At 67.3% G+C, this 19,347-nt stretch carries 21 protein-coding genes and 1 tRNA gene; 14 read left to right on the forward strand and 8 right to left on the reverse strand.

The genetic code is table 11. The features are described 5' to 3' along the window. The first annotated feature begins 15 nt into the window (after positions 1 to 15). The 8 genes from V7S63_RS09805 (at position 16) to V7S63_RS09840 (ending at position 7,326) form a co-directional block, all read left to right on the forward strand. Positions 16 to 1,041 carry a methionine synthase gene (locus V7S63_RS09805; protein WP_091842761.1) on the forward strand — a complete coding sequence of 342 codons (1,026 nt, stop codon included), beginning with the start codon at positions 16 to 18 and terminating at the stop codon, positions 1,039 to 1,041. Between the two features lie 5 nt (positions 1,042 to 1,046). Beyond that, positions 1,047 to 1,418: a hypothetical protein gene (locus tag V7S63_RS09810; protein ID WP_091842758.1), complete on the forward strand. Its 372-nt coding sequence runs from the start codon at positions 1,047 to 1,049 to the stop codon at positions 1,416 to 1,418. Continuing rightward, positions 1,411 to 1,821 (forward strand): acyl-CoA thioesterase, encoded by a 411-nt coding sequence (locus V7S63_RS09815; protein WP_336530076.1) that lies wholly within the window; start codon positions 1,411 to 1,413, stop codon positions 1,819 to 1,821. The genes V7S63_RS09810 and V7S63_RS09815 overlap by 8 nt, the downstream gene beginning before the upstream one ends. A 357-nt stretch (positions 1,822 to 2,178) precedes the next feature. Further along, positions 2,179 to 4,578, forward strand: a complete 2,400-nt coding sequence (locus V7S63_RS09820) for a methyl-accepting chemotaxis protein (protein ID WP_100963999.1) — start codon at positions 2,179 to 2,181, stop codon at positions 4,576 to 4,578. 132 nt (positions 4,579 to 4,710) lie between these two features. Then, positions 4,711 to 5,703: an iron exporter MbfA gene (mbfA, locus tag V7S63_RS09825; protein WP_336530077.1), complete on the forward strand. Its 993-nt coding sequence runs from the start codon at positions 4,711 to 4,713 to the stop codon at positions 5,701 to 5,703. Between the two features lie 299 nt (positions 5,704 to 6,002). Next, a complete protein-coding gene (locus V7S63_RS09830) occupies positions 6,003 to 6,527 on the forward strand; it encodes a peptidase associated/transthyretin-like domain-containing protein (RefSeq protein WP_336530078.1) in 525 nt (174 codons plus the stop codon). After that, the gene (locus tag V7S63_RS09835) at positions 6,508 to 7,146 is read left to right on the forward strand and encodes a ferric reductase-like transmembrane domain-containing protein (RefSeq protein ID WP_336530079.1); all 639 of its coding nucleotides are present in this window, start codon (positions 6,508 to 6,510) and stop codon (positions 7,144 to 7,146) included. Before V7S63_RS09830 ends, V7S63_RS09835 begins: the two co-directional genes overlap by 20 nt. A 104-nt stretch (positions 7,147 to 7,250) precedes the next feature. Further along, a tRNA-Ile gene (locus V7S63_RS09840) sits at positions 7,251 to 7,326 on the forward strand. Positions 7,327 to 7,480: 154 nt separating this feature from the next. Here V7S63_RS09840 and V7S63_RS09845 read toward each other — a convergent pair. Further along, positions 7,481 to 7,774, reverse strand: coding sequence for a DUF982 domain-containing protein (locus V7S63_RS09845; RefSeq protein ID WP_091840241.1), 294 nt, complete (start codon positions 7,772 to 7,774; stop codon positions 7,481 to 7,483). A gap of 290 nt (positions 7,775 to 8,064) precedes the next feature. Between V7S63_RS09845 and V7S63_RS09850 the strand changes: the two genes are divergently transcribed. Further along, positions 8,065 to 8,385 carry a hypothetical protein gene (locus V7S63_RS09850; RefSeq protein WP_336530080.1) on the forward strand — a complete coding sequence of 107 codons (321 nt, stop codon included), beginning with the start codon at positions 8,065 to 8,067 and terminating at the stop codon, positions 8,383 to 8,385. 27 nt (positions 8,386 to 8,412) lie between these two features. On the opposite strand, the gene V7S63_RS09855 is transcribed toward V7S63_RS09850, so the two are convergent. The 7 genes from V7S63_RS09855 to V7S63_RS09885 form a co-directional block, all read right to left on the reverse strand. Further along, positions 8,413 to 8,907 (reverse strand): lipocalin family protein, encoded by a 495-nt coding sequence (locus tag V7S63_RS09855; RefSeq protein ID WP_336530247.1) that lies wholly within the window; start codon positions 8,905 to 8,907, stop codon positions 8,413 to 8,415. A 153-nt stretch (positions 8,908 to 9,060) separates the two neighbouring features. After that, positions 9,061 to 9,339 (reverse strand): GNAT family N-acetyltransferase, encoded by a 279-nt coding sequence (locus V7S63_RS09860; RefSeq protein WP_100963989.1) that lies wholly within the window; start codon positions 9,337 to 9,339, stop codon positions 9,061 to 9,063. Between the two features lie 103 nt (positions 9,340 to 9,442). Further along, positions 9,443 to 10,042, reverse strand: coding sequence for an NAD(P)H:quinone oxidoreductase (gene wrbA, locus V7S63_RS09865; RefSeq protein WP_336530081.1), 600 nt, complete (start codon positions 10,040 to 10,042; stop codon positions 9,443 to 9,445). A 182-nt stretch (positions 10,043 to 10,224) separates the two neighbouring features. Further along, positions 10,225 to 10,671: a hypothetical protein gene (locus V7S63_RS09870; RefSeq protein ID WP_100963987.1), complete on the reverse strand. Its 447-nt coding sequence runs from the start codon at positions 10,669 to 10,671 to the stop codon at positions 10,225 to 10,227. A gap of 179 nt (positions 10,672 to 10,850) precedes the next feature. Then, on the reverse strand, positions 10,851 to 11,870 hold the full coding sequence (locus V7S63_RS09875) for an amino acid ABC transporter substrate-binding protein (RefSeq protein WP_336530082.1): 1,020 nt from the start codon (positions 11,868 to 11,870) through the stop codon (positions 10,851 to 10,853). Between the two features lie 90 nt (positions 11,871 to 11,960). Further along, a complete protein-coding gene (gene metC / locus V7S63_RS09880) occupies positions 11,961 to 13,145 on the reverse strand; it encodes a cystathionine beta-lyase (protein WP_336530083.1) in 1,185 nt (394 codons plus the stop codon). Between the two features lie 92 nt (positions 13,146 to 13,237). Next, complete coding sequence (locus V7S63_RS09885) at positions 13,238 to 14,113, reverse strand: LysR substrate-binding domain-containing protein (RefSeq protein WP_336530084.1); 876 nt, start codon at positions 14,111 to 14,113, stop codon at positions 13,238 to 13,240. A gap of 157 nt (positions 14,114 to 14,270) precedes the next feature. Here V7S63_RS09885 and V7S63_RS09890 point away from each other — a divergent pair, with 157 nt between their 5' ends. The 5 genes from V7S63_RS09890 to V7S63_RS09910 all read left to right on the forward strand — a co-directional run bounded on the left by V7S63_RS09890 (position 14,271) and on the right by V7S63_RS09910 (position 19,347). Then, positions 14,271 to 15,725, forward strand: coding sequence for a methyl-accepting chemotaxis protein (locus V7S63_RS09890; protein WP_336530085.1), 1,455 nt, complete (start codon positions 14,271 to 14,273; stop codon positions 15,723 to 15,725). Positions 15,726 to 15,793: 68 nt separating this feature from the next. After that, the gene (locus tag V7S63_RS09895; protein WP_091840264.1) at positions 15,794 to 16,261 is read left to right on the forward strand and encodes a response regulator; all 468 of its coding nucleotides are present in this window, start codon (positions 15,794 to 15,796) and stop codon (positions 16,259 to 16,261) included. A 116-nt stretch (positions 16,262 to 16,377) separates the two neighbouring features. Then, the gene (locus V7S63_RS09900; RefSeq protein ID WP_159650080.1) at positions 16,378 to 16,659 is read left to right on the forward strand and encodes an STAS domain-containing protein; all 282 of its coding nucleotides are present in this window, start codon (positions 16,378 to 16,380) and stop codon (positions 16,657 to 16,659) included. A 7-nt stretch (positions 16,660 to 16,666) separates the two neighbouring features. Continuing rightward, positions 16,667 to 17,026: a response regulator gene (locus V7S63_RS09905; RefSeq protein WP_091840270.1), complete on the forward strand. Its 360-nt coding sequence runs from the start codon at positions 16,667 to 16,669 to the stop codon at positions 17,024 to 17,026. Between the two features lie 8 nt (positions 17,027 to 17,034). Then, the gene (locus tag V7S63_RS09910) at positions 17,035 to 19,347 is read left to right on the forward strand and encodes a chemotaxis protein CheA (RefSeq protein WP_336530086.1); all 2,313 of its coding nucleotides are present in this window, start codon (positions 17,035 to 17,037) and stop codon (positions 19,345 to 19,347) included.

Raw genomic sequence — 19,347 nt, forward strand, 5'->3', positions numbered from 1 at the left:
TGAAAGGGGAACGCCATGCTCCAGACCACCCTTGCCGGCAGCCTGCCGAAGCCGCGCTGGCTCGCGGAAGAGGAGCGACTTTGGGCACCCTGGATGCTTTCGGGGGAGGCGCTGGAGGCGGGCAAGCGCGACGCCACCATTCTCTCGGTCAAGCTGCAGGAGGATGCCGGGCTCGACATCGTCGGTGACGGCGAGCAGGCGCGCGTCCATTTCGTCCACGGCTTCCTGGCCAATCTCGACGGCATCGACTTCGACAAGAAGACGATCATGGGCATCCGCAACAACCGTTACGACGCGGAGGTGCCGACCGTGACCGGCCCGATCCGGCGCAGGGGCGCTGTGCACAGGATGGAGGCGGAAGCGGCGCGGGCGCATACGAAGCGCAAGCTGAAATTCACCCTGCCGGGTCCGATGACGATCGTCGACACCATCGCCGACGAACATTACGGTCGGCGCGAGGACCTCGCCATGGCCTTCGCCGCCGTGCTGAACGAGGAGGCGAAGGAACTGCAGGCCATCGGAGTCGATGTGATCCAGTTCGATGAGCCGGCTTTCAACGTCTATATGGGCGCCGTTGCCGACTGGGGCATCGCCTGCCTCGAGCGCGCGGCGCAGGGGCTCGCGGTCACCACCGCCGTTCACATCTGCTACGGCTACGGCATCAAGGCCAATATCGACTGGAAGGCGACGCTCGGCGAACAGTGGCGCCATTACGAGGAAACCTTCCCCGTGATCGCCAGGAGCGCGATCGACCAGGTCTCGCTCGAGTGCCGCAATTCGAAGGTGCCGCTCGAGCTGATCAGGCTGCTCGACGGCAAGGACGTCATGGCCGGCTGCATCGATGTCGCCACCAACGCCGTCGAAACGCCGGAGGAGGTGGCCGCGACGATCCGGGCGGTGCTCGACTATGTCGCGCCGGAAAAGCTCTACCCCTGCACCAATTGCGGCCTGGCGCCGATGCCGTTCGCGGTCGCTTACGGCAAGCTCGCGGCGCTTTCAGCCGGAGCCGCGCTGGTGCGCAAGGAACTCGGCAAAGCCTAGCGCCGATGCGCCACCTGACCCGCTTCGAGCACCGCCGCGAGGCACTCCTGCCGCCAAGACAGTTCGCCCTGCGCATGGGGCGGGCGATGCTGCTCTGGCTGGGGCTCACCATCGTCGGGCTCGCGATCGGCATGATCGGCTACGCCGCCAGCGAGGGCATGAGCGCGGTCGACGCCTTCGTCAACGCGGCGATGATCCTCTCCGGCATGGGGCCGGTGGCCGAGCTCAAGACCACGGGCGGCAAGCTCTTCGCCGGCTTCTATGCGATCTTCTCGGGCCTGTTCGTGGTGGTCGCCACGGGCTTCGTGCTGGCGCCGATCCTGCATCGTGTGCTCCACTCCTTCCATATCGAAGAGGGGACGGCCAACGATGACTGAGCCTGGTGTGACACCCGCCGAGGAACCCTGCGGCACCTTGACCGTGCGCACCATCGCCATGCCGGCGGACACCAACGCCAACGGTGACATCTTCGGTGGCTGGGTGATGTCGCGCATGGACCAGGCCGGCGGCATCGCCGGGGTCGACAGGGCGCAAGGGCGCGTGGTCACGGTCGCAGTCGAGGCGATGACCTTCATCCGCCCGGTCAAGGTCGGCGACGTGCTCAGCGTCTACACCTCGGTGAAGTCGATTGGTCGGACCTCGATGAAGATCCAGGTGGAGGCCTGGGCCCGGCGCTTCCGCACCACCCTGCACGAGAAGGTCACCGATGCGACCTTCACCTTCGTCGCGATCGACGACGATGGCAGGCCGCGCCCGGTGCCGCCGCTGCCGTCCGCGTGAAGCCGGCGAAAAATCCTAACGAGACGTGAACCCGCCCCAACGCCGAGTGATTCAGAAGAATCCGGCAACTTAAGCGTTCTTTAAGCGGACCTCCGCAATTCTGCCATAGATCGGTCCATCGGGATCGCTCTGCCAGGGGCTGGGAGGTCCTGCATGATCGGCCGCCGTCATCCGCCGGCGCATGAAGCTTGGCTCGCGCCGTCGCCGCAGCATGGCGCCGCGCCGACGAGCCGCCGTCGCCCGTCAACAAGATCATTTCCGTTCCGCGGCTGACCGTCGTCGGCTGCCTGCCCCATGTCCGCGTCCGATCCCGGCCAGCGCCGCGCTGCCGGGAATGCCTTCAGGAGTACCGCGTCAATGTCGAAGACTGGAAAGCCTGCGCGCCAGAAGGGCTCGCGCATCGGGATCGCGGCGCGGATCTATGCCGCGCTCGGCGTCCTGACGGTGTTGACGATCGCGGCCTCGCTGGTCGCCTGGTTCTCCTATGGCAGGGTCGGCAGCACGGTCGCCGACATGGTCGAGCGCAAGATGCCGGTGGTCGAGCTGGCGCTCGAACTGTCGCAGGCCGCGACCGCCTCGACCGCGCTGGCTCCGCGCTTCATGGAAGTGCAGACCGTGCGCGAGCGCGCGGCTCTGACCGGCGAGTTCGACAAGGTCGAGGCCCGGCAGTTCGATCTCGTCCGCAAGATCGGCGAGGGCAATGTCGACAACAAGAAGGCGCAGGCCGCGCTCGACAACCTGTCGCGCCAGATCAACGACATCAACGACCTGACCGGCGAGCGCCTGCGCAACGCCTCCGAAAGCGCTGCTGCGCTGGAGAAGCTCGGCACGGCCTATGAGGCCTTCGTCAAGGCTGCCAGCGGCGAGGCCGAGCAGGCCAAGTTCGCGGTGACCTTCGGCCTCGACGATCTCGCCGCGCTCTCGGGCGACGCGCTGACCGGCGCGGTCAAGACGCTGATGGACCGCGATTTCGCGATCTTCGACCTGGCCCGCACCCTGCAGGCCAATGTCAACGAGATGGTCGGCGTCCTCCGCGAGATCGCGCAGATCAACGACAAGGAGAAGCTGAGCCTCGCCCGCGAGCGCTTCAACGGCATCGCCTATCGGCTGCGGACGCTGCTCGCCGACGCCGAGAAGATCACCGCCAACAAGGCGCGGGCCAAGACGGTCGAGGACCTGATCGCGATCGGCGAAGGCAGCGACGGGCTGGTCGACATCCGCAACCGCGACATCACCACCCGCGATGGTATCAACCGCGGCCTCAAGGAGGTCGACCAGGCTGCGGCGCAGCTGCGCCGCGAGGTCGATGCCCTCGTGCAGGGCGCGCGTGGCGAGGCGCAGGCCGCCGTCGGCTCGACGAAAGAGCTGATCGAGACCAGCAAGCTCTGGCTCGGCATGATCGGCCTCGGCTCGCTTCTCGTCGCGCTGGCGCTGTCGCTGTTCTATGTCCGGCGCCAGATCGTCGGCCGCCTCAACAAGCTCTGGGCCGCGACCAAGGCGATCGCCGACGGCCAGCTCGAGACGGTCGTCGACACGAAAGGCAATGACGAGATCGCCGACATCTCGAAGAGCGTGCTGCTCTTCCGCGACAATGCGGTGGCGCTGCGCGCCGCCGAACTCGCCAAGGTCGAGGATGAGGAGCGTGCCCAGGAGCAGCGCCGCCAGATGATGGCCGAGCTCGGCGAAGCCTTCGGCGTCGTCGTCGCAGCCGCGGCGCAGGGCGATTTCAGCCGCCGGGTCGACGCAACCTTCGCCGATGCCGAGCTCAATGCGCTGGCAGCCTCAGTCAACGAACTGCTCGAGACCGTCCAGACCGGCCTGTCCGAGACCTGCGAGGTCCTCGGCCACCTCTCGGATGGTCATCTGGTCGCTCGCGTCGAGGGCCGCTACCAGGGCGCCTTCGCCGAACTCAAGAACGGCACCAACAGTCTCGCCGGCGAGTTCGAGAGCACGCTGGCACGCCTCTCGGAGACCGTCTCTGCGGTGCGCAGCGCGACCAGCGAGATCCTCGACGGCGTCACCGACCTCGCCGAGCGCACCAGCGAGGAGAGCAACGCCGTCTCGGTCGCGACCAACCAGCTCGGTGCCTTCGCCAGCAACGTCCAGAAAACCGCCAAGGATGCGGCCGCCGCCGTCGGCATGGCCCAGAGCGCCGAGGAGCGCGCCCAGCAGGGCGAGCAGGTCGTCGCCTCGGCCCTGGAGGCGATGCAGCGCATCCGCACCTCCTCCAGCAAGATCTCGGAGGTGATCTCGATGATCGACGAGATCGCCTTCCAGACCAACCTCCTGGCGCTGAATGCGGCGGTGGAAGCGGCTCGCGCCGGCGATGCCGGCAAGGGCTTCGCCGTGGTCGCCAGCGAGGTGCGCAGCCTTGCCAAGCGCTCGGCCGACGCCTCGAACGACGTCAAGAAGCTGGTCGAGGCCGCCCATGGCGACGTCAAGGTCGGCGTCGGCCTGGTCGAGCAGAGCTCGGCGGTGTTCGGCAGCATCCTGACTTCGGTCAACGATCTCTCGGCGCTGATGAACGGTATCTCGCAGACAGCCCGCGGCCAGGCCACCGATGTCTCGACGATCAACAAGGAGATCGACGGCATCGGGACCATGGCGCACCAGAACGCGGCGCTGGTCGAGGAGACCAATGCCGCGCTCGCCCTGACCGACGAGCAGACCCGCTCGCTCACCGAGCACATCTCGCGCTTCAGCTTCCGCGAAAGCGGGGCAGCCGAGCACGACCAGGAGCAGGCACAGGCAGCCTGACGGCGCGAAACGCGCACGATATCGCCGGACATCAGGACGCCCTCCGCCGCAAGGCGGGGGGCGTTGCGTTTGAAGCGGCTTGCGGGGCCATAACGCGCTCTCTATTTTAGAATTATTCTAAAGGAGACTGCGATGCTATCCCGGTTCCTGCCCGCCGGCCTGAGTGGCCGGCGCCGCTTCGACAGCCTGAGCGAGCGCGAGATCCTGGCACTGGCGATCGCCTCGGAAGAGGAGGATGGCCGCATCTACGCCGTCTATGCCGAGAAGCTGCGCAAGGACTATCCGGCCTCGGCGGCGGTGTTCGACGGCATGGCGGCGGAGGAGGACGAGCATCGTCGCCGCCTGCTCGACGATTATCGGCGCCGTTTCGGCGAGGTGGTGGTGCCGATCCGGCGTGAGCATGTCGCCGATTTCTACCAGCGCCGCCCGGTCTGGCTGGTCGAGACGCTCGGGCTCGATCGTATCCGCGAGGAGGCGGCGGCGATGGAGCGCCAGGCGCGCGACTTCTATGTCGCCGCCGCCGGGCGCAGCACGGATGCGCAGACGCGCAGCCTGCTCGGCGACCTCGCGCGAGCCGAGGCCGGCCATGAGAGCAAGGCGGAGGAACTCGCCGAGGATCATCTCAAGGGCGAGGCCGGCTCGACGGAGGACGCCGCGGCGCACCGGCAGTTCCTGCTGACCTGGGTGCAGCCCGGGCTTGCCGGGCTGATGGACGGCTCGGTCTCGACGCTGGCACCGATCTTCGCCACCGCCTTCGCCACCCAGAATCCGTGGACGACCTTCCTGGTCGGCCTGTCCGCCTCGATCGGCGCCGGCATCTCGATGGGCTTCACCGAGGCGGCGCATGACGACGGGAAGTTGTCCGGCCGTGGCTCGCCCTGGAAGCGCGGGCTGGCGTCGGGCGTCATGACCGCGCTCGGCGGCCTCGGCCATGCCTTGCCCTATCTGATCCCGTCCTTCTGGACGGCGACGGCGATTGCGCTGGTGGTCGTCTTCATCGAGCTCTGGGCGATCGTCTGGATCCAGAATCGCTATATGGAAACGCCCTTCGCCCGCGCGACCTTCCAGGTCGTGCTCGGCGGGGCGCTGGTGCTGGCGGCTGGCATCCTGATCGGGGGAGCGTGAGGGCGAATCCGTGCCCACGGAGCCGGACGGCGTAGGGCTGCGGCGGGCCGGTCCCTCGACGATCAGAGCTCGGTGCCCATAACAGCCCCGCTCTCATCGAGCGGCGGCGTTCCATGTGCTGTCGGCCATCGCCTCACGCCGGCATGACGGGAAGGTGATGGCCCGGCCGATGGACTTCGCCGGCCGTCGCTCCTTAGATGGGGAAGACAAGGCGATGCGTCGAGCGGGCCTGCGGCTGCCTCCGGGCGATGCCGCCCAAAATCTTTCCCGACGTCAGATGTAATGGTGAGGATCAGATCATGACCGTGACGATCATCCAGCCCAACCGCAGGATTCTTCTGCTCGGTGTAGCGGCTGCCGGCGTCGTCGGCCTGCTGCCGCGCAATCTTTTGCCCGCGAACGCGCAGAGCGGCGCTCTTGCCGCGACGGAGACGATGCGCGGTGGCGCCAACAACTACATCCCGGGCGCGCCCATGGTCGACAATCTCGGGACCGGCTTCACCGCCTCCGGCATCGTGCGCGAGGCCGGCAGCGGCAAGCCTCTGCGCAATCTGCGCATCCAGATCTGGGCCGCGACCGAGCGCGGCGGCGAGCGCGAGCCGAGCAATCGCGGCAGCGTCATGACCGACGCGAACGGCCGCTACCGGCTCGATATTTCGCCGATCGTGCCGCAATTCGGCCAGCCGCACATCCATATCGCCTATGACGATCCGGGCTTTGCGACCCTGTTCCTGCGCCCGGTGCTGAACAGCCGCCACGACAAGAGCATGACCGTCGACTTCGTTCTCGCTCCCACTGCGGGCAATGCCGGCAAGTCGAGCTGAAACGGGCCGGCGGCGCATCGCCTGGCTGGCGATCGCCGCCGTCGCCATCATCCCCGTGGTCGCGGCGGCGCTCAGCCCGCTCCAGCGCGGCCGCGAGTTTCTTTGGGTCGTCGGCGGCATGGCCGGCGTCGCGGCGCTCAGCCTGCTCTTCGTGCAGCCACTTCTGACTGCAACCGCTCCGGTCCTGGTGCAGGCCGCGCGCGGTCTGCGCTGGCATCGCTGGGGCGGAATCGCGATCGTTGCCGCAGTCGCGCTGCATGTCGGAGCGCTCTACGCCTATAGTCCCGAGGACGTGATGGATGCGCTGCTCTTGGTCGCGCCGACGCCGTTCTCGCTCTACGGCGTGATCAGTCTGTGGTGCCTCGTCCTGACCGCCATCCTCGCCGTGATGCGCCGGCGCCTGCGCTTCTCCCATCGGAACTGGCGCATCGCCCACAGCGTGCTGGCCGTGGCGATTGTCAGCGCCGGTTCGGTTCACGCAATCCTGATCGAAGGGGCGATGGAGGAGTTCTCGAAGCTCATGGTCTGCATCGCCGCCTTGGCTGCGACCACGGTCGGCGCCCTGGAGATCAATGTCCTCGGCCCCTTGCGCCGGCGCCGCAATCTGCAACGCGCCTGAGGCGGTGCGATCGTGGATAGGGCAGCGCCGATTCCCGCCTGGCAAGTCCCGCGCTTGCCGCAAAGCCGTTGCACGTCTCGCTACCCGGATGCTAGGCGTGCTGCGGGCCGGTAGCTCAATGGTTAGAGCTCGCTGCTCATAACAGCGCCGGTGCCGGTTCGAGTCCGGCCCGGCCCACCACTTCGTCGAACGTCGGCAAGTTCGGGCAGGTCCGCCCTGTTCCGGCGTCAACCTGCCGGTATTTGTCACAGATCGGGAGCGCCGCGACGATGGCGATGCCCAGGCAAGAGTGGCCATATGGCCCGACCCTGCCACGGGCAGGGTCGGGCTGGTCTCACGCCCTGCCTTGCGGGCCTTCCCTGTACGCTGCGGCAAAGGAGGCGGCATCCGGTGCCAGGATGTCGTATTTCTCGGCGAGCGTCGCGAACAGGCCTCGAACCGTCTCGGCCTCGACCTCGCCGCGCAACGCGGCCACGCAGGCCTTGATCGCAAAGTCGTGGGCCCGGTCGCGTTTGCCGTGCGGCCAATCGACCAGGAACATATACGCTTCCATGACGGTCGATATCGCCGCCGGATGGCCAAGCCCGGCGAAAATAACGACCGGCCGTTCGAACTGATCGGTATTCATCGGTCGTGGCCCTCCGCGATGCAGGCGACGATCGGTTTTGTTGCCATAGCCATATCCTCCGAAAAGCAACATGGATCCGGGTTACATGCCCTCTTTATGCAGGGCGATCATTGATCTGGTCATTGCTTCGGAATTCGCAAGACCGCCTGAGCGAGAGCGGCGCTCGTCGTCGACGGCCGCCCGGAAAGCCTGACACCCGGCTGCCCTTCGGCCCGGGCCTGCGCAGCCGTATCGAGGCGGATCGTCGGCTTCGATGCAGTGCGTCGACGCCTTTGACAAACGAGGGAACATTGCGCCAGGAGCGCCATTCTTATCTACGCAGCGACAACCGGCCTTCGATGATGACCATGCATATGCTCCCATTCCGCTTCCCAGGCGTCTTGAATTCCCAGGAACTCCTGGTCGCGGAGGCGATTCAGGCGCGTGCCTTTGCCGCCCTGAGTGCGCATGGCGTCATAGCGGACGGTGATCAGGACCAGGCCAAGGCGAGGCTCGGCGCAATCGTCCTGCGCCTGATGCTCGACCGGCCCGGGTCGATCAGCGATCTGTCTGCCGCTGCCATCGAGGCCTTCAGCTCGGGAACCGAGGGCGAGACCGGCTCCGGCAAATAGGCTCAGAAGGCGGCGGCCATCGCGCCGCTATTGTGCGGTCCGCCTCAGCATCGCCGTATCGTAGCCGAGTGCAGCGGCACGCGCGACGAGGCGAGCGTATGCGCGGTCCGTGATCCGCGGCGACCGTGTCAGTATCCAAAGATATTGGCCGGATGGCTCGCCGACGATGGACCAGGAATAATCCGCCGCGCGATCCAGCACCCAGTAGTCGCCCTCGAACGGGGGAAAGAAGCTCACCTTCAGCTTCGCATTGTTCGAGCCGTCGACGATTTTCGCCGTCGCCTCGGCCGTCCGCAGAGGTCCCGAGACGGAGCCTTCGCGGCAGGAGTTCACTACAGCGATCGAGCCGTCCGGCTTTGCCGCATAATCGGCGGTGACCGCTTCGCAGCCCTTCTGGAAGCTCGCTTCATAGCGCGCCTGTTCATGCCAGCGGCCGACATACCGGCTCAGCTCGACGGGCTTGGCCGGTTGCGGAACGTTCGCATTGCCGCTTGGCTGGGTCGGATTGCAGGCGGCGAGCATCAAGCTCGCACCCAGAACGATGGCACGCGCAGATGAGGACATCGGAGCTCCGTCAGGTTGGCAAGGCGGCAACGCGAAGGTTGTCGCGTGGTTCCGCCACCTGCGAGCCATTCCCGCCGACATCTGAGTCCCATCGCTCCTGGGGCCTGCCGGCTACCCCACGACGATATCGTCATACTCCGGATGCCGGCTGACCCAGCCGGCCATGAAGGAGCAGCGCGGCACGACCTTGCGCCCGGAGGCGCGGATCTGCTCGAAGACGCCCTTGGCCAGGCGCGAGCCGATGCCCTGGCCGGACAAGGCCTGCGGCACCTCGGTGTGGGTCAGCACGACGCGGTCGCCATCGAGCTTGTAATAGGCGAGGGCGAGCTCGCCGCCGATGTCGAGTTCGAAACGATTCTGGTCGGGGCGGTCGACGACGCCGGTACCCATCGGGCATTCCTCTCTGGCTGCCGCTGACGCAGCGCGGTGTGATCCCGGGCAAGGCGGCCCGGTGGCGATGCCGGGCCGCAGTCGGTTGCGGCGCGCGAGGGCGTCAGCCGGCCAGCTTGGCGGCGATGCCGGCTACGTGCTTGCCCTGGAAGCGGGCGCCGGCGAGCTCGTTCTCGGACGGCTGGCGCGAGCCGTCGCCGGCGGCGATGGTGCTGGCGCCGTAGGGCGAGCCGCCGGTGATCTCGCTCAGCGTCATCTGGCCCTGGAAACTGTAGGGCAGGCCGACGATGACCATGCCCTGGTGCAGCAGCACGGTGTGGGTCGAAAGGATGGTGCTTTCCTGGCCGCCATGCTGGGTCGCGGTCGAGGTGAAGACGCTGCCGACCTTGCCGATCAGCTTGCCCTGAGCCCAGAGGCCGCCGGTCTGGTCGAGGAAGTTCTTCATCTGCGCCGGCATATTGCCGAAGCGGGTGGGGACGCCGAGGATAATGGCGTCGTAGTCCGGCAGTTCGTCTACGGTCGCGATCGGAGCGGCCTGGTCGAGCTTGAAGCCGGATTTGCGCGCGACCTCCTCGGGGACGAGCTCGGGCACGCGCTTGATCACCGCCTCGGCGCCGGCCTCGCGCACCCCTTCGGCGACAGCCTGCGCCATCGTCTCGATATGGCCGTAGCTGGAATAGTAGAGAACCAGAACCTTCGTCATCGCGATCATCCTCCTCGTCTTCACAGCTATGGGGAACCGCGCGCCCCGAAAGCCTAGGTCGGGTGTGCAAGGGCAGTTGTACACTCAGGCATCCGACAGCGCAGCCGTCGCGGCGCATGGCGACGACGAAAGCGGCCGGGCATCACCCGGCCGCCATTGAGTGCCTTCAGCTTGCGCTGCGCCTACTTGAACGCGATCACCACGCCGTCGGCGCCGATCGTCGCCTGCAGGCCCTGGCGCCGCGTGTCGAGGCTGATGGTCACGCCCTTGTCGTTCTTGAGCCACACGCGGCCCTGGCCGGCTCGGCCGACGGCCCAGCCTTCCTTGAGCTGGACATAGGGGCCGGCGAGGTCGTTGCGCTCGGTCAGGCCGTAGACGCGCCCGCTGGCGACGACGCGCGAGGCGCCGATGCCACCGATGCCGAGGCCGCCGACCGAGATCGGATAGGAGCGGCCGCGATAGGTGAAGGTGCCACCGCCGAGCTCGCCCGAGGCGATGAAGGCGACCGAGATCTGCTCGATCTTGACCGTGCCGGTCTGCGGACCCAGCGTTCGCGGCTGGGCCACGGCCGTGCCGGTGACGAGGGCAAGCGCAGCGGCGCCGGCGAAGAGGGACTTGATGGCGGGCACGAGCAGTACTCCTTGGTGATGTAACGGAGTCAACAACCGCCGGAGCGCCCGGCGGTTCCGTGTGCCTGCCTCGCTGCCTAGAGCAATTCCGCAATTCTCCGAATCGCTGAATTGCTCCAGGTCTTTGCCTTATCGAATTTTCTTCCCGCGAACCGGTGTCCACTTCGCTCGAAAATGCTCTAGCGGAAGGGCGGGCTGTATTGGATGCCGCCCCTGCTCCAGAGTTCGTTCGGGCCGCGCGCCAGCTGCAGGCGCGAGCTCTTGCCGAGATGGCGCTCGAAGCTCTCGCCGTAATTGCCGACGGCCGAGATGATGCGCACGACCCAGTCGTTGCTGACGCCCATCGCCTCGCCCATCTTGCCGTCGAGACCGAGGAAGCGCTTTACCTCGGGATTCGAGGATTTCAGCATCTCCTGGACATTGGCCTTGGTGATGCCGAGCTCCTCGGCGTTGATCAGCGCCAGCACGGTCCAGCGCACCAGGTTGAACCAGGTCTCGTCGCCGGTGCGGACCCAGGGACCGAGCGGCTCCTTCGAGACGACTTCCGGCAGGATGACGTGACTGTCCACGTCCTGCAGCTTCATCCTGACGGCCGAGAGGGCGGAGATGTCGGTGGTGTAGGCGTCACAGCGGCCCGATTCATAGGCCTTGAGTGCTTCTTCCGATGTGCCGAAGGCGGCAGCCTCGTATTTCACTCCGAGCTTGCGGAAATAGTCGGCGAGGTTGAGCTCGCTGGTCGTGCCCTGTGCGACGCAGACCGAGGCGCCGCCGAGCTGGGCGGCGGAGGAGACGCCGAGTTTCTTCGAGACCATGAAGCCCTGGCCGTCATAATAATTGACGGTGGTGAAGGTGACGCCCTGGCCGGCATTGCGCGAAAGCGTCCAGGTGGTGGTGCGCGGCAGGACGTCGATCTCGCCGGCCTGCAGCGCGATCAACCGGTCCTTCGAGGTCAGCGGGACGAAGCCGGCCTTCTCGGTGTCGTTGAAGATCACCGCGGCGAGCGCCCGACAGATGTCGATGTCGAAACCCTGCCAGCGGCCGTTGGCGTCCTGCGTCGAGAAGCCGGCGACGCCGGGGCTGGTGCCGCAGATGATCTTGCCGCGGTCGCGGATCATCTTGATCGTGTCGGCGGCGGCGGGTGCAGCGAAACCCGCGGCGAGCGCCAGCGCGGCGGTCAGGCGTAGCAAGGTCCGTTTCATCATTGATCCCCTGTCGTTGTTATCAGGCAAAACTCTCCCGTCGCGGCGGAGACGCTGCCCCGCCGCGTTCGTCATCTCAGGCCTTCAACCTCAGGCGACCTTGGCGGCCACTGGCTGTTCGAGCGCGACCAGCAGCGCGTCGAGGTCGTTCCAGAGGTCGTCCGGATCCTCCAGGCCGATGCTGATGCGCAGTGCCGGACCCTGATGCGGCCAGGGCACGACGGTGCGCTCGCCCTCGGGCGCCAGCGGCGCGATCAGGCTGCGCGTGCCACCCCAGGAGGCGCCGATGGCGAAGACCTCGAGCGCCGAGAGCGCCTGTTCCAGCTGAGCATGCGGCACTGGCTTCAGGACGACGCTGAATACGCCCGACGAGCGGCCCATGTCGCGCTTCCAGAATTCATGGCCGGGGCAGGAGGGCAGGGCAGGGTGCAGCACGGTCTCGACTGCGGGTGAGCAGGTCAGGCGCCGGGCGAAGTCCTCGGAGACCTTGCCCATATGGGCAAGGCGCAGCGCCAAGGTCTCCAGGCCGCGCAGAGCGAGCTGGACTTCGTCGGGCGAGACGCCGACGCCCAGGCCACGCAGCGTCACCTTCAGCTGTTCGCGCAGGCCGAGATCGGCGACGGTGATCGAGCCGAGCAGCAGATCGGAATGGCCGCCGACATATTTGGTCAGCGCTTCGCAGGCGAAGTCGACGCCATGGGCCAGCGGCTTGAAGATCAGCGGCGTCGCCCAGGTGTTGTCGCAGCCCACGAGCACGCCCTTGGCCTTCGCCGCCTTCACGATGGCGGGGATATCCTGCACCTCCATCGTGTTCGAGCCGGGCGACTCGACCCAGACCAGCTTGACCTTGTCGTCGATCAGACCGGCGATACCGCCGCCGATCAGCGGATCGTAGACGCCGTAGTCGATGCCGCGCGGCTTCAGGTAGTCCTCGCAGAAGCTGCGCACCGGCTGGTAGACCTGATCGGGGATCAGCACCTTGTCGCCTGGCAGCAGCACCGAGAGCAGGACGATGGTGACAGCCGCCTGGCCGGAGGGGACGAGAACCGTGCGCACACCGCCATGCAGCGCGGTCAGTTGCGCTTCGAGCGTGCGGTGCGTCGGGGTGCCGTGCAGGCCGTAGGTATAGCCGTCGAAGCCGCGATGCCTGCGGGCGAAGAAGCTGGCCGCGTCGGGATAGACGATGGTCGAGGCGCGGTGCGTCGGCACGGTGAGGCTGGCATAGCCCTCTTCGTCGACGGCGGGGTGGTGAACGCTGCGGGTCGCGTCGTGCATGGGAAGAGGTCCTTTCGTGGGAGAAAGGTTCCCTCTGCGGGGCCTTGCCGGCAATCAGGCAAAACTCATGGCTCGATGCCTGGCTGTTATGGTCAGCGCACTTCCATCAGGCAATCGATGAAATCGCGCACCAATTGCGATTTCGGCCGGTCGAGCGGCAGGATCAGCAGGCTGCGGCTCTGCACCTCCGGCTCGAAGGGGCGCAGCACCAGCCGAGTCGGATCGGCACCGGCGACCGCATACGGGCTTACCAGGCCGACGCCGACGCCTTCCGCGACGAGGGCGCAGACGGTCGCGGCATAGATGGTCTCGACGACGATACGCGGCTTGACGCCGGCTTCCGCGAAGATGCGGTCGAGGCGCTGGCGGGCACGATCCTCCGGCACATAGGCCACGAACGGCAGGTCGTGCAGGTCGGCCGGCCCAATCAGCTCCCTCTCGGAGAGCGGATGGCCGAGCGGCAGGGCGCAGAGCACGCGCGGCTGGACGAAGGGCTGGTGCAGCACGCCGGACACGTCGATCTCGTCGGCGGCGAGGCCGATGTCGAAGGCGCCAGAGGCGACGCCGTCGCGGACATCGCGCGAGGGCAGTACCATCAGCGTCACCGCGATGTCCGGGCGCCGGTCGCGGAAGCGGCGGACCGCCCGCGGGACCAGCGACGAGCCCAGCGCCGAGAGCGAGCCGACGCGCAATTGCCCGGCGCCATGGTCGCGGATGCGGGCGGCGGTGGCGCGCAGCGTGTCCATGCCGAGGAAGGAAGCCTGGACCTGGGCGTAGAACAGCTTGGCCTCGGGCGTCGCGACGATGCGGTTGCGGATCCGGTCGAACAGCAGGAAGCCGAGCGACCTCTCCAGCTCGGCGATGGCGCGGCTGACGCCGGGCTGGGTGACGCCGAGCAACTCGGCGGCGCGCGAGATCGTGCCGGCCTTCATCACCGCGGCGAAGGTTTCGAGCTGTCGGCTGTTCAAGCGGCGTCCGCCCCCGAGGCTGTCGTGCGGCGCCAGCCTAGCCGCCGTGCCGAGCCGAGGGAACCATCGAGATATTGCCGCCAGAACCGCTTAACCGCGGATTTACCCTGTTCCTTTAGGTTCGGCGGGCATAACTCCAAGAAGGAAGCGCCAAGCGATGCTTGCCCAGGCCCTGAAGCTGCCTGATCCTGCCAATGAGGATGCGCCGGGGGCGGAAGCGGCGGCGCGGGCCGTACGCGAGATCGCGGAACGCTTCGGCAAGCTCAGCGCCGAGATCACCGATATTTCCGGGCGCGTCGGCGACGTCAATGCCGAGCTCGACCGGCAGACGGATGGGCTGCACCGCGTCGTCGCCTCGGTCGAGCAGGTCTCACGCTCTAACCAGGCGATCCAGCAGGCGGCCGATACCGCCCAGCAGGCGGCCTCCGTGGTCAAGAGCGGGCTGGAGCGCGTCACCGGCGCGGTCCGCCAGGGTCTGAATGCGGCACAGAGCGACATCGCCGAATTGTCGGACGGTGCGCAATCGATCTCGCAGGCGCTGAACGAAGCCGTCGGGCGCGCCCACAAGGCGCGCGAGGCCAGCGAGGCGATCCAGACGATCACGCGCGAGATCCAGCTGCTCTCGATCAATGCCGGCGTCGAGGCCGCGCGCAGCGGCGCCGCAGGCCGTGGCTTTGCGGTGATCGCCGCGGCGGTGAAGCAGCTCGCCGAGCAGACGCGCGACGCGACGGCCGCCAGTGCCAAACAGCTCGACGCGCTGGTCTCGACCGTCGACCAGCTGGCGAAGCAGAGCGAGGCGAACGCGCTGGCGGCGCGGCGCGCCAACGACGAGAGCCAGGGCATCTCGCAGCAGATCGGCGAGCTCGATCATTTCGGCCGTTCGGTGGTCGGGCTGATCTCGGAGATCGACTCGATCTCGGCGCCGGCGCGGGAGAATGCTGCGGCGTTCGCGCAGGTCGGCGACGAGATCAAGGGACTGGTCGCGGGGGTCGATCAGTCCGGCCGCAATCTCGAGGTCGCGGCCCGGCGCGGAGCGTCGCTGGTCTCGACCAGCGAGGCGGTCCTCGGCGCGATCGCGAACTCGGGCGTGCGCACGCCGCAATCGGATATGATCGAGATCGCGCTCGAGGCGTCGGCGGCGATCGCCGGCCTGTTCGAGCAGGCGCTGGCGACGGGGCAGGCCAGCCAGGCCGATCTGTTCGACGAGGCCTACAGGCCGATTCCGGGCAGCGATCCCCAGCAGTTCATGACCCGCTTCACCGAGCTGACCGACCGGCTGCTGCCTTCGGTGCAGGAGAAGATGCTGTCCGCAAGCAAGCGGATCGTCTTCTGCGCGGCGGTCGACCGCAATGGGTACCTGCCGACGCACAACCGCAAGTACTCGCAGCCGCAGGGGCCGGACCCGGTCTGGAACAACGCCAATTGCCGCAACCGGCGCATCTTCAACGATCGCACCGGCCTTGCCGCGGCACGCAACCAGAAACCGTTCCTGCTGCAGACCTATCGGCGCGACATGGGCGGCGGCAATTTCCTTGTGATGGAGGACCTGTCGGCGCCGATCATCGTCAGGGGCCGGCACTGGGGCGGGGTCCGGTTCGGGCTCAGCGTCTGAGGGAGTTGGCGGAGCCTTAACCGCCGCGTGCCAGTGTCCTAGTCGCGTACGGGTTTCGAGTTGCGGACATGCATATCGCGCCATCCTTCCCCAATCTCTCGGTGCTGCTGATCGATCCCAGCCCGCACTATCGGCGCATCATACGCACCATGCTCTATCAGGCGCAGCTGCAGCGCGTGTTCGAGGCCGCCGATCTCGCCACGGCGGCGACGACCTTCATCCAGAAGCAGCCCAACATCGTGATGCTGGACTGGGACCTGCCCGACGGCGACAGCGTGAAATGCCTGGCCTCGATCCGCTCTTTCAAGACGTCGCCCTTCGCCAAGGCGCCGGTGCTGGTGATGATGGAAAAGCCTGACCGGCGCGCCGTGGTGCAGGCCGCCAAGCTCGGAGCGCACGAGATCATCGTCAAGCCGATCTCGCCGAACAATCTCTGGCTGCACCTTTCGGGCATCATCAACATACCCCGCAAGTACAAGGAAGCGAACGGCAGCATCTCGCTGGTGCCGCGCGCGATCAGCAACAGTCTGTTCTGAGGTTGAACGGAGCTGCCGCGGAACGGTCACAATCCTTGCCGCGAGCCGGGGCGGTTAGCGAAATTTTTACCAATCCCGGAGATGCTTCCCAGTCAATAAACACAGGGCGCGCCGCCGTGGTCATCACCGTCTCCCTTCCGCCTTTCCTCGGCCGATCAGAGGCTGCTGCTTTCCGTAACCAGCTCCTCGTCGCGCTGGAACAGAAGGAGAGCATCGCGGTCGAATGCGCCGAGGCCGGGCCGTTCCCGAGCGTGTGGATCCAGCTCCTGCACTCGGCTGCAAGCAGCGCCAAGGCGCGCGGCCTCAGCGTCACGCTCAAGGCGGCCTCGGACGAGTGCCGACAGTCTTTTCAAGCGATCGGGTTCGACCCGGCGCAAAGCGCTCTCGTTCTGGAGTGATCCTGCGATGAAGATCCTCGCGATCGACGATACCAAGACCCTGCTCAGCCTGCTCAGCATGACGCTGCGCAATGCCGGCCACGAGGTGGCGGAGGCGGAGAACGGCGAAGAGGGCCTGGCCCGCTTCGACCAGTTCAGGCCCGACCTCGTCATCACCGATCTCAACATGCCGGTGATGGACGGCATCGAGTTCACGCGCGCCTGCCGCGCGCGCCCGGCCGGCCAGAACACCCCGATCATCGTGCTGACCACCGAGAACGGCGCCGAGATCAAGGCGGAAGGCCGCCGGGCCGGCGCCAGCGCCTGGATGGTCAAGCCGTTCGAGCCAAACACCCTGCTCGGCCTCGTCGCGCGCTACCAGAACTGAGGCGGTCCATGGATCCCCTGGCGGAACTCAAGCAGACCTTCTTCCAGGAGTGCGAGGAACTCCTCGGCGCACTGGAGCAGAAACTCCAGGCGCTCGACGAGGGCTCGACCGATTCCGAGGACGTCAACGCGGCCTTCCGCGCCATCCACTCGATCAAGGGTGGTGCCGGCGCCTTCGGCTGCACCGAGCTCGTCGGCTTCGCCCATGTCTTCGAGGCGGCGCTCGATCATCTCCGCTCGGGCCGCGTCGCGCTGGCGGACGCGCCCTTCACCCTGTTCCTGCGCTGCTCGGATGCCGTCGCGGATCTGGTCGCCGCTGCGCGCAACGACGAGGTTGCGCCGGTTCGCCCCGATCTGCTCGCTGCGCTCGAACAGGTCGGCCAGGCCAAGGCGGCAGCGCCCGCTGCTCCCGCCGCGCCTCCGGCTGCTCCCGCGGCCCCGGCCTCCGATGGACCGCCGGGGATCGCGGCGCTCGGCAACCTGCTCGCCATGGTCGACGCCAAGATGGGCGCGCCCGCTGCCGCAGCGCCAGCCGCGGCCAATGACGGCTGGGACGATGACGAGCCCGTCGCCGCTGCGCCGGTTCGCAGGCCCGGCCACGACGTTCGCATCAAGATCACGCCTGAAGCCGACCTGTTCCGCCGGGTGATCGAACCGCGGGTCGCGATCGGCATCCTGCCGGCCGACGAGATCGTCTCGGTCGCCTGCGACCTCAGCCATGTGCCGCCGCTCGAGACGCTCGACGTCACCGACTGCCATATGCGCTTCACGGTGATGATGCGCACCGAGCTCAGCGCCGACGAGATCGTCTCCAAGTTCGATTTTACCCTCGCCAACGAGGAGTTCGAGGTCGAGGTCGTGGCGGAAGCCGAAGCCGGGCCGGAGCCTGTTGCCGAGGCGGCACCCGCCGCGTCGGAGGTGCCGCAAAACGTCGCCGCCGACCTGTCGGCCATCCTTGCCCGGCTCGGGCCGGCAGCCGACGCCGCGCCGCAGCCCGATATCCAGCCCGCCGCTGCGCCCGCGGCGGCTCCGGTCGCTGCTGCATCTGCAATCGCAACTGCTCCGGCGGCAGCACGTGCGGCTGCGCGGCCCGTCTCCAACGAGGCCGCTGCGCGCCAGCGCCAGGCGGTCAGCGTGCGCGTCGATCTCGATCGCATCGACCGGCTGATGAACCTCGTCGGCGAGATCGTCATCACCCAGTCCATGCTGGTCGAATGCGTGCGCTCGCTGCCCTATGACGTCTATGCCAAGACCGCCGAAGGCATCCTGACGCTCTCGCGCCAGACACGCGAACTGCAGGACCATGTCATGGCGGTGCGCGCCCAGCCGGTGAAGGCGGTGTTCCAGCGCATGCCGCGCCTGGTGCGGGAGCTCGCCCAGACGCTCGGCAAGGAAGTGAAGCTCGTCCTCGAAGGCGAGAACACCGAGGTCGACAAGACGATCATCGAGGAACTGGCCGATCCGCTCACCCACATGATCCGCAACTCGATGGATCACGGCGTCGAGACGCCGGAAGAGCGCATCGCCGCCGGCAAGAACCCGGAAGGCACGATCAAGCTGATCGCCGAGCACCGCGCCGGCCGCATCGTCATCTCGGTCACCGATGACGGGCGTGGCATCGGTCGCGACCGGCTGCTGGCCAAGGCGAAGTCGCGCGGCCTCGTCGGCGCCGACGAGAAGCTTGCGCCGGAAGAGATCGACCAGCTGATCTTCGCCGCCGGCCTGTCGACGGCGGACGCCGTCAGCGACATCTCCGGCCGCGGTGTCGGCATGGACGTGGTGCGCCGCAATGTCGAATCGCTCGGTGGGCGCATCAGCGTCGATTCCGAGCCCGGCCGCGGCTGCAAGTTCACGCTCGCTTTGCCGCTGACGCTCGCCGTGCTCGAAGGCATGGTGATCCGCTGCGGCGACGACCGCTACGTTATCCCGATCGCCAGCGTGATCGAGACGCAGCACCTCGCCAACACGCCGATCGAGCACCTGACCTTCGGCCAGGAAGTGCTGCGCTGGCGCGGCGAGATCACGCCGCTCCACCGGCTCGGGGCCGTGATGGGCTCGGCCGGCACGCGCGACGAGAACATCATCATCATCGCGGAGACCGAGCGCGGCGGCAATGTCGGCATCGCCGTCGACGAGATCGTCGGGCAGCAGCAGGTCGTGGTGAAGAGTCTGGAGTCGAATTACGGCACGGTCAACGGCGCCTCCGCCGCGACCATTCTGGGCGATGGCCTCGTCGCGCTCATTCTCGATGTCGACTCGATGTTGCGCCTGGCCGCATCGGGTGTCCGCCAACCCGTTCCCGAACTCAAACTGGCTGGATGA

The sequence above is a fragment of the Allobosea sp. CCNWLY174 genome (genome assembly GCF_037120455.1).
GTDB classification, from domain to species: domain Bacteria; phylum Pseudomonadota; class Alphaproteobacteria; order Rhizobiales; family Beijerinckiaceae; genus Allobosea; species Allobosea lupini.